Raw genomic sequence first — 12,139 nt, forward strand, 5'->3', positions numbered from 1 at the left:
ACCGACGACCGGACCGTTCTTCCCGCCCCATCGTCCCGCATTCACGGGTCGCCCTACCCGCGGGGGTAAGGCCAGGGGTTGAAGCGACAGCGCTTGCCGTCCATCGGGACCACGCCGTCGGGATCGAGCGCGGCGATGTCATTGTTCTTGATGCCGAAGGTCTGCTGCATCATCACCGGCGCGAGTCCACCGTCGGTCTCGCAGGGCTGATGCTGGTGGTAGCCGATGGCGTGACCGACCTCGTGGTTGATTTGATACTGCCGGTAGGAGCCGATATCGCCCTCGTAGGCGATCGCGCCGCGCACCCATCGCACCTCGGAGAGCACCACCCGATGCTGGTCGGCGTTGAAACATGAGGAGTCGATCGGGATGTCGAAACCGCATGCCTTGCGCGCGGATTCGCGCGAGGCGAGGGAGACGCGGAAGTCCGGTCGGCCCTGATCGATACGCCGGAAAGCGAACTTGCTGTCGTGCGCCCAGCTCTTCGGGTTGGCCAGGGTGGAGTCGATCATCTTGGCGACGGACTGGTCGCCGCCGAATCCGGAGGTGTCGACTCCGTCCTCGATCTCCACGGTGTAGCTGAACTCGAACTCGGTGCCGGTACCGATCTGGCCGGTGGTTCCGGGCACCATATGCCAAGCGCCGGTACCGGTTTCGGTGAACGCGCCACCGTCGGGCAGTGCCCCGGACGGCAGATCGGTCGGGAAGTGACCGTCGCCGGGCGGTGCTCCGATGATGCCGGCGGATGCCGCGTGGGGGCTCAGCCGCCCGAATCCTGGTGCGCCGCCCGCGGCGCTCGCCGCATCCGGTCCGCCCCGCACCGCGTCCACGATCACCAGCACGGTGACCACGAACAGCACCGGAAGCGCGTAGGCGCGCCAGCCGTAGGTGGATACGAATCTGCCCAGGGCACTTTGCTTTTTGGTATCGCGTTCCGGCCGCGGCCGCTGACGGCCCTCGTCGGGTGCGGTGGGATCCCAACGGGCCCGCAATGGCTGGTGGGATCGGTCCGCGGGTTGGCCGAGACCCAACGGGTCATAGACCTCGACCCTGGCTGGATCACGGGTGGTTCGGGACCGCGCCGAGGGGCCTGCCCCTGCAGAACCGGACGCGTCGGAGCCGGCGGGGCGGTGCGCATTTCGCCCGCCGCCGGGTCTTTCCGGTCGGTCGGTCACACACACCAGACTCTCACAGCGCACAAGACCCGAAAGCCGGGCACACCTCCAGACGCAGTTTGCTGCGACATTTCTCACCAGCGGGCAGGCGTGGGCACCCGGGTCCGCATATGGTCGATGAACGGGTATCGTTCATGGGATACCCGGTGTACATCCCCTCTTGCCGGGGCATCGACTGGGAGAGCCGAAAATGACTGACCTCGTGGACCGGATGACGTCCCGCAGATCGTCGTCCGCCGCCGTGGCACCGACCAAACGCGGTACCCGGCTTCCACGCGACGAGCGACGGCTACAGCTGCTCGCTGCGGCAAGCGAAGTGTTCGTCCAGCGCGGCTACCACGCCGCGGGTATGGACGAGATTTCCCAATGCGCAGGCGTCAGCAAGCCGGTGCTCTATCAACACTTCGCGAGCAAGCTGGAGCTTTACCTGGCGGTGCTACAGAACTACGTCGACATGCTGGTGTCGAGTGTCCGGCAGGCGCTGCGCTCCACTACCGACAACCGGCAGCGGGTGCGCGCCGCGGTGCAGGCGTATTTCGATTTCGTCGACAATGAGATGCAGGGCTTCCGACTGGTCTTCGAGTCGGATCTGACCAGCGAGCCGCAGGTGCAGCGTCGGGTCGAGCAGGCCACCGAGGCCTGTGTGGACGCGGTGTTCGATCTCGTGGCACACGATTCCGGGCTGGACCCGTATCGCGCCAGGATCCTCGCCGTCGGCCTGGTCGGCACCAGTCAGTTCACCGCCCGCTACTGGCTCGAGGCGGACCGTCCCATCCCGAAGGAAGAGGCGGTCGACACCACCGTGCAGCTGGCGTGGGGTGGCCTGTCACACGTGCCGCTGCACCCCATCGCCTGAGGGTTTCCTCCATTCATCGGTCGTTCCGGAGACTCGTCCGGGACGGCCGATTTCGTCTGCTCGTGCGGCAGGTCGCCGAAAAGCAGCGAATGCCGCAACCGTCGTCCTTCGAACGACAGTTGCGACACCCGGTGGTTTTCAGCCCGAATACGCGGCGGAACGAGCTCAGACGGCGGCGAAACCGACCCGGCCGCCGGTGGGCGTGCCGATCTCGACATAGGCGACCTTGGCGGCCTGGATCAGGAACTTGCGCCCCTTCTCGTCGGTCAGCGCCACGACACCGCTTTCGCCGCTCAGCGCACCGGACACCAGCGCCTCGACCTCGTCGGGAGTCTGCGAGCTGACGATCACGATCTCCCGCGGGCTATCCGAAATACCGATCTTGACCTCCACGGCCAACCTCCGAACCTAGAGTCCTGTGCGGCGTGCGGACCTTGGTCCACCCGAGCGCTCTTCGCTGTCCGATCAAGGCTAGTGCAGGGCCGTATCACGCAGGCACACGACCACCTGCGCTCTCAGCGAACAGGGCGCGCCCGTTGCTGAGGCCGGTTACTTGGGCTCGACGAGCTGGATTTCCAGTTCGATCTTCACGGTGTCACTGAGCATGCCGGGCAGCAGTCCGCCGACGCCGAAATCGGTGCGCTTGATCGTGCCGGTCGCCGAGAATCCGGCGTGCCGATCGCCGGTGGCCCCGAGTTCCTGCACACCGCCCCACTCGACCTCGAGCGTGATCGGCTTGCTGAGGGCGCCGAGCGTCGCTACCCCCTCCACCACGAACGACTCGGTGATCCGGACCGGTTCGACGGCACGGAAGGACAGCGTCGGCCGGTTGGCCACATCCAGGAAATCCGCGTTGCGGACGTGGGCGTCCCGATCGGCGTTGCCGGTGTCGAAGGAGTCCAGATCGATGACGGCGCCGATGGTGGCCGCCCCGGATTCCTCGACGACGAACTCGGTCTCGAAGCGCGAGAACCGACCACGGACCTTGGAAATGCCGAGATGCCTAATACTGAACTCGACCGAGGAATGCAGTGGATCGAGCGCCCAAGAACCCGAGCTGAGCGAAGTGGAGGCTGCGGTATTGGATTCGGAAATTGTCATGCTTCGACGATTGTCGCGTCACGATCGCGTAGCCAGACCGCCGTTATCCTGGACCTGACAGGGCGCGGATAACCGTCCCAGGACAAGGCACGATGGAAACATGGCACGAAACGGATTCGCGGAATTCCTGATCGCGCGCCGCGCCGAATTGCGGCCGTCGGATGTCGGGATGCCCGAGGGTGGGCGCCGCCGCACCCCCGGGCTGCGCCGCGAGGAGGTCGCGGTCCGCGCCGGGGTGAGCGCCGACTACCTGGCCAGGCTGGAACAGGGCAGAGACACCAATCCCTCGGTGGCGGTGATCGATGCACTGGCCAAGGCGCTGATGCTGGAAGGCAAGGACCGCAACCACTTCAGCTGGCTCGCACTGACCTCCAGCAACGAGGCACGGTGCCCCAAGGCCTCGTCCGCGGAGGAAACCCTCAGCCTCGGCATCCAGACGATCCTGCGGGCGCTGCATCCCACCCCCGCCTTCGTCGTCGGTAGGCGGCTGAACGTGCTCGGCTGGAATCCGGCATGGGAGGACCTGGCGACACCGCTCGGCCTGCTCGACGATCCGGCGCACGTGAATCTGGCCTGGTACACCTTCATGCACCCGCTGGCACGAAAGGTCGTGCGGAACTGGTCGGAGGCCGCGGATGTTTTCTCGGCCGAGCTGTGCCGGGCCAAACTGCGCTGGCCCGGCGACGAAAAGCTACTCGAGGTGATCGAGGCGTTGCATCACCATCCCGATTTCGCGGGGCGCTGGCAGCCGCATCGCCTGCAGGAGCGCATTGTCGCCGAGTTGGATCTCGACCATCCCGAGCACGGCGCCATGAAGGTCGCCTTCGAGATGCTGGACACGGGCAACGACCAAAGCATCATCGTCTGGCTCAGCGACCACACCCAGGTCCGCGCCCCGGAACTGCGCCTGGTGTCCAAGCGCGCCGTCAACGAGTAACCGGGTCAGATACCCAGCACCGCCATGCGTTCGGCGTGGCTGGCCTGCATGCGCTCGAACAGCGCCGCGATGCCGTTGAGATCGCCGGTCGCGGTCAGCACCAGCTCGGTGAGTTCGTCGCGCTGAGCCATCACGTATTGCGCCTGGGTGATCGCCTCGCCGAGCAGCCGCCGGCCCCAGAGGGTGAGCCGATCGCGTTCGGAACGGCTGGTCGCGACCGCGCGCCGCACCTCCTCCACCACGAATTCGGAGTGGCTCGTCTCGGCGAGCACGTCCCGGACCACGGCGGCGACCTCGGGAGTAAGAGCGCCTGCGATCTCGGTGTAGAAGTCGGCGGCGATGCCGTCACCGACATAGAACTTCACCATCGACTCGAGCCAGGTCGAGGGGTCGGTGGAGTCGTGGTAGGCGTCCAGTGCGCGCACATAGGGCGCCATCGCGTCGAAGATGTCGACGCCGCGCTCGGCCAGTGCCGACTCCAGGGTCTCGAAGTGCCGCATCTCCGCGGCCGCCATCTTCGCGACCGCGACCTTGCCGCGCAGTGTCGGGGACAGCTTGGCCTCTTCGGCCAGGCGATAGAAGGCGGAAATCTCACCATAGGCGAGCACCGCGAACAGCTCGGTGACTCCCGAGTGGTCAGCGGCGATGGACGAAACATCTAGCGCGGCAGATGACTGGGCTCCCATGCCACACAGCCTAGTACTCGACTCACGCAGCTTCCCGCAGGAACTTGTCGAGGTAGGTCCACGTGGTGTCGCGGGCAGTCAGGCCCGCGAGGATACCGAGGTGGCTGCCCGGGGCCGTTTCGTAGCGCACGGACTCGGCACGAGCGAGGGTCCGAGTGCCCGCCTCGACCGCGGCGGCCGGGGTGATGACATCGCTCGGCCCGCCGACGAGCAGCACCGGCGCGGTCACCTGCGCCAATTCGATCCGTCGCTGACCCAGGTGCACGACGCCGCGGCCGATGTCGTTGTTGAGAATCAGCCTGCCCCAGAGCTGGCCGTAGAAGCGGCCGGGATACCCCGGCATCTCGGCCATGAAGCGGTCGATCGTCTCCATTCTCGCCAGGGTTTCGGTGCGCGCGATATTGCTCGCCACGAACCACGGTCGGGTGAGTTCCCTGTCCCATGCGGTCACCTTGTAGGCGAACCGCGTCAGCGCGGCCGGGATGCCGCCCGCCGCGCGCACGGCCGTCGAGGTCGCGATCCCGCCGGTGAGCTTGGCGACCGCCCGCAGCTGCGGAATGCCGGTCATCTTGTCGTAGTCCAGCGGCGAGCCGACCGCTGTAATGGACCGGATCGGCAGCTGCCGGTGTGCGGCGGCGGCGAGCAGCGCCAGCGTCCCACCGAGGGACCAGCCGACAAGATCGACCGGCCGACCGTTCTGATCGGCGCAGGTGCGCAGGATCGCCTCGGGCAGGATGTCGTCGATCCAGTCCTCGAAGCCCATCCGCCGATCAGCAAAGGTGATCTCGCCGTAGTCGACGACATACGGCGTGCGGCCGGTGTCGAGCAGGAACCGGGCCAGGCTCTGATCGGGCCGCAGATCGAAGCAGCTGGCGGGCGCGGCGAGCGGCGGCACGAGCAGGACCGCCTGCCCCGGTGCCGTGCCGGCGGATTCGGGTCCCTCGAACCGGCGCAACTGTCGGTGCGGTTCATCGGAAAGCACCGTCGACGGGGTCGGGTCCGGCGCCTCGACGCCGGGGCCGAAGGTCAGCGCCCAGGCATTACGGGCGGCGATGGAGACGGTGTCTGCGAAGCTCACAGACAAGAATCTCTCACACGGCGGTACCCGCGGTAACAGGCAAGTCCGATTCGCGGCTACGGGTGTCCCATTCCGATGGGATTGATCGGCGGCACCAAGGATGTCTGCACCTGCTTCACCAGTGGCGCGAGGACATCCATCAGCTCGGCGCTCGCGTCCTGCGACAACGTCGAAAGCGCGCCGTTCCATGCGGCATCGTCGGTGCTCGCCTCGACTCGCTGCAACAATTCCGCGCCGCCGACCGTCAGTGCGGGACTCGTCGGCTCACCCGTGATCAGGCCGCGGGCGCGCAGTTCGTCGGCGTTGTCGGACCACTCCTGCTCCGACCAGCCGCGCGCGGACCGCATGACCGACGCGGGCACCTTGCCTGCGGCCACCTGGATCACCAAGGCCTGCGCGCCGGTCAGTCCGTGCGCGACCAGCGCGGCCACGTGCCCGTCACCGCGGTGCTCACGCAACGACGTGGTGAGCTGCCACAACGCGGCGACCGGATCCTGCGACAACGGCAATTCGGCATTCGCCGCGAACAGCGCCCGCCCGGTGCGATCCGCCGCACGCACCACCGGTGCCAGCAACTCGACGCCGCGAGCACATTCGGCATTCCCCGCGCCCGCGCCGCGCAACAGCCCGGTCGACACGGCGAGTCTGGCCTCGAGGCTGTGCTGCGGGGTCGACCTGGTCCAGGCATCCGGCAGCGCTTTGCCGACCATGTCGGGGTGGAACCCGGCGAAGGTCGCCACCACGGTGCCCGCCGTCACAGCGCCGAGTGGGGCCGCCCGGAATGCGAAGTATGTCTGCCAATATCCGCGCAGGCCGATCGCGACTCCGGCCTCCTTGATCGGCGTCCCGAAATACACCACGTCGTGCAGTGGTTCGAGGCTGGTCCAGATTCGTCGCGCACGATGAATTGCCATGTGGCGCAGCGTACGTCGGCGAGCCGCGCGAGGAAACCGGACTTTTGTGTCGAATTTATCGCGGCGGCAATTCGAGCCGTGCACAATATCACGCTACAATCACTGCGGACAACGAAAAGTTTCGCCCGACCGAGTCGCCGAATCGCATGGTCACACGGGCACCGGGTGCGAGGTTTTCGACGTCCAGGAAAATGTGCGCGCACCAGATCCGCATCACCACAGCGCCGCGCCGATGTCTCCAGGTAGCTGCCGTATAGACGGCACCCGCTGACATCAGGCTGTAGCCGGAGTGAGCATCACAGGCGGATACGTGGTTGTCGCGGGCCGACCGGTCCGCCCCACGCCTCGTGCGCGCGTGACGCGCTAACGAGGAAAGGCACGAACCTGAGCAAGATCACTATCGAACAGGAACCGGGCTTGGCAGACACGCTGCTGACCGCCGAACTGGACGAAACCCACACTGCACCGACTTTTGCCGAATTGGGCGTGCGCGAGGAAATCGTACGCGCACTCGGCGAGATCGGAATCGAACGCACTTTCGCGATCCAGGAACTCACCCTTCCGTTGGCGCTCGCCGGTGAAGATCTCATCGGTCAGGCGCGCACCGGCATGGGTAAGACATTCGGATTCGGTGTGCCGCTGCTGCATCGCATTGCCACCGCCGACACCGGAACCACACCGCTGGACGGCACCCCACGGGCCCTGATCATCGTGCCCACCCGCGAGCTGTGCATCCAGGTCACCCAGGATCTCGAGAACGCAAGTAAGTATCTGAAGAACCATCAGGGCTCACTACGCGTGCTATCGATCTACGGCGGCCGTCCCTACGAGTCCCAGATCGCCGCGCTGCGCTCCGGCGTCGACGTTGTGGTCGGCACCCCGGGCCGCCTGATGGACCTGGCCGATCAGGGCCACCTGATCCTCGGCAAGGTCGGCGTGCTGGTCCTCGACGAGGCCGATGAAATGCTCGACCTCGGCTTCCTGCCGGATATCGAGCGCATTCTGGGCATGGTTCCCACACAGCGCCAGACCATGCTGTTCTCGGCGACCATGCCGGGCCCGATCATCACCCTGGCCCGCACCTTCCTGAGCAGGCCGACGCACATCCGCGCCGAGGAGCCGCACGATTCCGCCGTGCACGACCGCACCGCGCAGTTCGTCTACCGCGCGCACGCGCTCGACAAGAGCGAGTTGATCGCCCGCATTCTGCAGGCCGAGACCCGCGGCGCGACGATGATCTTCACCCGCACCAAGCGCACCGCGCAGAAGGTGGCCGACGACCTGGCCGAGCGCGGGTTCTCCGTCGGCGCGGTGCACGGTGACCTCGGACAGATCGCCAGGGAGAAGGCGCTCACCAAGTTCCGCAAGGGCACCATCGATGTGCTGGTCGCGACCGATGTCGCGGCGCGCGGCATCGACATCGACGACGTCACGCACGTCGTCAACTACCAGTGCCCGGAGGACGAGAAGACCTACGTGCACCGGATCGGTCGCACCGGCCGCGCCGGCCGCACCGGCGTCGCGATCACCCTGATCGACTGGGACGAACTCAATCGCTGGGCGAGCATCGACAAAGCGCTTGGTCTCGGTATCGCGGAGCCGGTCGAAACATACTCGCGCTCACCGCACCTCTACTCGGAGCTCGGTATCCCGGAGGGCGTGACGGGCACCGTCCGCAAGCCGAAGGTGGAGCGCGACGAGGACGCCGTTGTCGTCGAGCGGCCCGCGCGTGCCCCACGCAAGCGCAACCGCAGGCGGACAAGGGCCGGGGAGCCGATCGACACGGCCGAGACCACCGGCACCGAGGACGGCGTGGTCACAACATCCTCCGAGACCGTGGCACCCCTCGACAACGCCGACACCGAGGACGCGAACTCCGAGAAGCCTGCCCGTCGCCGTCGCCGTAGGCGCAAGCCCGCAGGAGATGCCGACACGGTCACCGACACCGGCAGTGCGGACAGCGACACCACCGACAGCGGGACCGCCGCGACCGACAGCTCCGATAACGGGGCCGCCGGGGTGCCCGCGAGCGCGGACAACGGCGGCGAGGACGCCGAGTCGGCCGATCAGCCCGCACGACGTCGACGTCGTCGGCGCAAGCCCGCGGGCGAGAACGGCAGCGACATCGCCGCAGAAGCAGGCGCCGCGGCCACGGCATCGGTCTAGTCCGGCGGATCCGCTACTCTCGCAATCGTGCTCGCACCTGAGCGGCGGACGCGCGCCGACATCATCTCCGCAGTCGCGATCGCCGTGCTCGTGGCGATCGCGGCGGCGTTGGTGTGGGCGCGCGGCGACGCCATCGGCACCGAATCGCTGACCGCGGAACACCCCGTGCCGACCCCGCCCGCCGCGGACCAATTGCCGACCACTCTGCACGAACTGTGGCACGCGCCCGACGGGGCAACGGCACGCGCCCTCGTCGCCGGTGGCGCGGTGGTCACCGGCGACGACGGCATCGTCGTCGGCCGCGATCCGCAGACCGGTGCGCAATTGTGGCTGTATCGACGCGACATGCCCCTGTGCGGGGTGGAGTCGCAATTCGGCACGGTGATCGCGGTGTACCGGGATCAGCGGGGCTGCAGCCAAGCCACCCTGCTCGCGGGCGAGGACGGTTCGCGGCGCACCGCCCGCAGCAGCTACATGGACGAGACACTGCAGTTGTCCGTCGACGGCACCTACGTGCTCGCCAAGGGACCGCAGCGGCTGGAGATGTGGCGCTCGGATCTGGTGCGCACCCTCGAATACGGCTATGTCGACGCGCCGGTGAATGTGAAAACTCAACCACGCAAGGGTTGCTCCCTACTGTCGGCCGGGTCGAGCGCCTCTCGAGTCGCGGTGCTGGAACGCTGCCCGGAAGACCCGGCCAACCGGCTGACCGTGCTCAACCCGGCACCGAAAGACAACACCGTTCCCGAGGAGCACGGCTCACACGTGCTGACGGGGTCGGGCACCGATTCCGCCGACGCCCGGGTGATCGCGGTGTCGGACAACCGAATTGTGCTGTACCTACCCGGCGGGCCCGTGGCCCCGGGCGTGGAAGCCACGACACCTCGCCTCGCCGTCTACGACGGCACCGGTAATCCGCTTATGGTGCACCAACTTTCGGCGCCGCTGACCGACAAGGCGACAACAACCCGAATCAGCTCGGCCTTCTTCGTTTTCACCGGCAACAGCGTGATCGCGCTGAGTGCTAGCACTTTCGACCCACTGTGGACCATTCCGAACGCCCTCGGCGGACCCGCGTTCATGGCGGGCAGGCTGCTCGTTCCGGTAGCCGGAGGGCTCGCCGCCGTCGATCCCGCTTCGGGCACCGAGCTTGCCCGCATCCCGGTGCTTCGCCAGGGCTCCGAAAACGCCCCCATCTCGCTCGCTGTGCTCGGCACCACGGTGCTGGAAAAGCGCGGCACGCAGCTGTACGCCCTCGGCCAGTGACGACCGGTTTCGAGAGCACATGGGTAGCCCACCGGGTACCGGCCGACAACCCGAGACCGCACCGCCGGCCGCCCACGCCACCGTCGCGGTAGCTAGTCTGGCCTGAAGACGCGAAAGAGGCGGGAAGCAACCATGTCTGCACTCGATGACGCCCGGCTCGTGCTGCTCCGGCACGGCGAAACCACCTGGTCGACTCAGCGCCGCCATACCGGGCGCACCGATCTGCCGCTCACCGAGCACGGCGAAGAGCAGGCCCGCCGGGCCGGTCAGCTGCTGATCGAGCTGAAGCTGCGCGCTCCGCTGGTGCTCACCAGCCCACGCCAACGCGCCGTGCACACCGCCGCGCTGGCGGGGCTCACCGACACCGCGGTCGACGACGATCTGGCCGAATGGGACTACGGCGACTACGAGGGTCGCACCACCGCGGAAATCCGCCGAACCGTCCCTGGCTGGACCATCTGGACCGGTCCGGCGCCTGGCGGCGAGACCGCCGACCAGGTGCGCGCGCGGGCCGACCGGGTGCTGACCTCGGTGGAACCCGCACTGGCCGAACGCGATATCGTGCTGGTGGGGCACGGACACTTCTCTCGAGCACTGATCACCCGCTGGGCCGAGCTGGACCTCAGGGAGGGCCGCCGCTTCACCATGTCGACCGGGGCGATCAGCGTCCTCGGTTACGAACACGACGTGCGAACCATCCTGGCGCACAACCTCGTTCCCGCACCGAACGGAGCACCCCTGTGACTCGATCCGGCAACGGCGTCATCCGCCGTGCGACGCCCGCCGACGTGCCCGGTCTCGTCGACCTGGTCTATGACCTCGCCGAGTACGAAAAGGCACGAGATGAGTGCACACTGACCACCGAGCAGCTGCACACCGCGCTCTTCGGCCCGACGCCTGCGCTGTTCGCTCACGTGGTCGAGGAGGACGCCGGACTGGTCGGCTGCGCCATCTGGTTCCTGAACTTCTCCACGTGGAAGGGTGTGCACGGCATCTACCTGGAGGACCTGTACGTCAAACCGGAGACCCGGGGCAAGGGGTACGGCAAGGCGCTGCTGACCACGCTCGCCGAGGAAGCCGTCGCCAACGGTTACGGCAGGGTCGACTGGGCGGTGCTGACCTGGAACACCCCGTCCATCGATTTCTACAAGTCGCTCGGCGCCGTCGGACAGGACGAGTGGGTCGGCTACCGGCTCGAGGGCGCGGCTTTGGACGCACTCGGGCGCGGCGGCAACTAGTCGCGCAGCGGGGCGAGAGCAAGGACCGACATGCGGGTGAGCGCCCCGGCCGAGTGGCCGACCACAGCAGCTGAGGCAGCGGCGATACAGGACGAGCTCCGCCCGTCGGTTGTCACGGAGAATCTTGCTACAGCAGAGTTTCGGACCGTCGCCGGGCTGGACTCGGCCTATCACGACAACGGGAGGTTCGCCGCCGCCGTAGTCGTATTGGACAGCACCACACTGGAACCCGTCGACACCGCGGTCGCACACGGCACCGTCACCTTCCCCTATGTGCCGGGCCTGCTCGCGTTCCGCGAGTTGCCGACCACCCTCGCGGCGCTCGAAAAGCTCTCCACCACACCGGATCTGCTGGTCTGCGACGGCCAGGGCCTGGCCCATCCGCGACAGTTCGGATTGGCCTGTCACGTCGGCGTACTCACCGAACTGCCGACCATCGGTGTGGCCAAGTCGGCGTGGGGCGACTACACCGAGCCCGCGCACCGACGCGGCGCGACCGCCGACATCACCATCGACGGGCAGATCGTCGGCCGCGTGCTGCGTACCAGGAGCGGGGTCAAGCCGGTCTTCGTATCGGTCGGCCATCTCATCGACCTGGACACCGCCTGCGCCCAGGTCCTTGCGCTCGCCCCGCGCTACCGGCAACCCGAGACGACTCGGCAGGCCGATCAGCTCTGTCGGCAGGCGTTGCGGACCGCCACCGGAGCCTGAGCGGCACCACC

The 12,139-nt window shown here is 67.4% G+C and carries 13 protein-coding genes; 7 read left to right on the forward strand and 6 right to left on the reverse strand.

What is annotated here, in order from left to right:
* Window positions 1-53: 53 nt before the first annotated feature.
* Window positions 54-1,031 (reverse strand): DUF3152 domain-containing protein, encoded by a 978-nt coding sequence (locus AB0M74_RS16845; RefSeq protein ID WP_366527265.1) that lies wholly within the window; start codon window positions 1,029-1,031, stop codon window positions 54-56.
* Between the two features lie 334 nt (window positions 1,032-1,365).
* On the opposite strand from AB0M74_RS16845, the gene AB0M74_RS16850 reads away from it, so the two are divergent.
* Window positions 1,366-2,031 (forward strand): TetR/AcrR family transcriptional regulator, encoded by a 666-nt coding sequence (locus AB0M74_RS16850; protein WP_366527157.1) that lies wholly within the window; start codon window positions 1,366-1,368, stop codon window positions 2,029-2,031.
* A gap of 165 nt (window positions 2,032-2,196) precedes the next feature.
* Here AB0M74_RS16850 and AB0M74_RS16855 read toward each other — a convergent pair whose 3' ends face one another.
* The gene (locus AB0M74_RS16855) at window positions 2,197-2,424 is read right to left on the reverse strand and encodes a DUF3107 domain-containing protein (RefSeq protein WP_366527158.1); all 228 of its coding nucleotides are present in this window, start codon (window positions 2,422-2,424) and stop codon (window positions 2,197-2,199) included.
* A 156-nt stretch (window positions 2,425-2,580) separates the two neighbouring features.
* Window positions 2,581-3,132 carry a YceI family protein gene (locus AB0M74_RS16860; protein WP_366527159.1) on the reverse strand — a complete coding sequence of 184 codons (552 nt, stop codon included), beginning with the start codon at window positions 3,130-3,132 and terminating at the stop codon, window positions 2,581-2,583.
* A 100-nt stretch (window positions 3,133-3,232) separates the two neighbouring features.
* Between AB0M74_RS16860 and AB0M74_RS16865 the strand changes: the two genes are divergently transcribed.
* Window positions 3,233-4,069, forward strand: a complete 837-nt coding sequence (locus tag AB0M74_RS16865) for a helix-turn-helix transcriptional regulator (RefSeq protein WP_366527160.1) — start codon at window positions 3,233-3,235, stop codon at window positions 4,067-4,069.
* Window positions 4,070-4,074: 5 nt separating this feature from the next.
* Here AB0M74_RS16865 and AB0M74_RS16870 read toward each other — a convergent pair whose 3' ends face one another.
* The 3 genes from AB0M74_RS16870 to AB0M74_RS16880 are packed head-to-tail and all read right to left on the reverse strand — an operon-like array spanning window position 4,075 to window position 6,747.
* Window positions 4,075-4,755 carry a ferritin-like fold-containing protein gene (locus AB0M74_RS16870; protein ID WP_366527161.1) on the reverse strand — a complete coding sequence of 227 codons (681 nt, stop codon included), beginning with the start codon at window positions 4,753-4,755 and terminating at the stop codon, window positions 4,075-4,077.
* A 22-nt stretch (window positions 4,756-4,777) separates the two neighbouring features.
* Window positions 4,778-5,833 (reverse strand): alpha/beta fold hydrolase, encoded by a 1,056-nt coding sequence (locus AB0M74_RS16875; protein WP_366527162.1) that lies wholly within the window; start codon window positions 5,831-5,833, stop codon window positions 4,778-4,780.
* 56 nt (window positions 5,834-5,889) lie between these two features.
* Window positions 5,890-6,747, reverse strand: a complete 858-nt coding sequence (locus AB0M74_RS16880; protein ID WP_366527163.1) for a hypothetical protein — start codon at window positions 6,745-6,747, stop codon at window positions 5,890-5,892.
* Between the two features lie 417 nt (window positions 6,748-7,164).
* On the opposite strand from AB0M74_RS16880, the gene AB0M74_RS16885 reads away from it, so the two are divergent.
* The 5 genes from AB0M74_RS16885 (at window position 7,165) to nfi (ending at window position 12,128) form a co-directional block, all read left to right on the forward strand.
* The gene (locus tag AB0M74_RS16885) at window positions 7,165-8,913 is read left to right on the forward strand and encodes a DEAD/DEAH box helicase (protein WP_366527164.1); all 1,749 of its coding nucleotides are present in this window, start codon (window positions 7,165-7,167) and stop codon (window positions 8,911-8,913) included.
* Window positions 8,914-8,940: 27 nt separating this feature from the next.
* Entirely contained in the window at window positions 8,941-10,179 is a 1,239-nt protein-coding gene (locus AB0M74_RS16890; protein ID WP_366527165.1) for a hypothetical protein, read from the forward strand.
* Between the two features lie 132 nt (window positions 10,180-10,311).
* Complete coding sequence (locus AB0M74_RS16895) at window positions 10,312-10,923, forward strand: acid phosphatase (protein ID WP_366527166.1); 612 nt, start codon at window positions 10,312-10,314, stop codon at window positions 10,921-10,923.
* The gene (locus AB0M74_RS16900; RefSeq protein ID WP_366527167.1) at window positions 10,920-11,417 is read left to right on the forward strand and encodes a GNAT family N-acetyltransferase; all 498 of its coding nucleotides are present in this window, start codon (window positions 10,920-10,922) and stop codon (window positions 11,415-11,417) included. The genes AB0M74_RS16895 and AB0M74_RS16900 overlap by 4 nt, the downstream gene beginning before the upstream one ends.
* A gap of 30 nt (window positions 11,418-11,447) precedes the next feature.
* Window positions 11,448-12,128 (forward strand): deoxyribonuclease V, encoded by a 681-nt coding sequence (nfi, locus tag AB0M74_RS16905; protein WP_366527168.1) that lies wholly within the window; start codon window positions 11,448-11,450, stop codon window positions 12,126-12,128.
* Window positions 12,129-12,139 lie beyond the last annotated feature (11 nt).

The organism is Nocardia sp. NPDC051463 (assembly GCF_040681975.1).
GTDB lineage: Bacteria > Actinomycetota > Actinomycetes > Mycobacteriales > Mycobacteriaceae > Nocardia.

Bases quoted from the DNA above. Each gene is read 5' to 3' on its own strand.
- AB0M74_RS16850 (WP_366527157.1), top strand. From the start codon at position 1,366: ATGACTGACCTCGTGGACCGGATGACGTCCCGCAGATCGTCGTCCGCC.
- AB0M74_RS16860 (WP_366527159.1), bottom strand. From the start codon at position 3,132: ATGACAATTTCCGAATCCAATACCGCAGCCTCCACTTCGCTCAGCTCG.
- AB0M74_RS16865 (WP_366527160.1), top strand. From the start codon at position 3,233: ATGGCACGAAACGGATTCGCGGAATTCCTGATCGCGCGCCGCGCCGAA.
- AB0M74_RS16870 (WP_366527161.1), bottom strand. From the start codon at position 4,755: ATGGGAGCCCAGTCATCTGCCGCGCTAGATGTTTCGTCCATCGCCGCT.
- AB0M74_RS16880 (WP_366527163.1), bottom strand. From the start codon at position 6,747: ATGGCAATTCATCGTGCGCGACGAATCTGGACCAGCCTCGAACCACTG.
- AB0M74_RS16895 (WP_366527166.1), top strand. From the start codon at position 10,312: ATGTCTGCACTCGATGACGCCCGGCTCGTGCTGCTCCGGCACGGCGAA.
- nfi (WP_366527168.1), top strand. From the start codon at position 11,448: ATGCGGGTGAGCGCCCCGGCCGAGTGGCCGACCACAGCAGCTGAGGCA.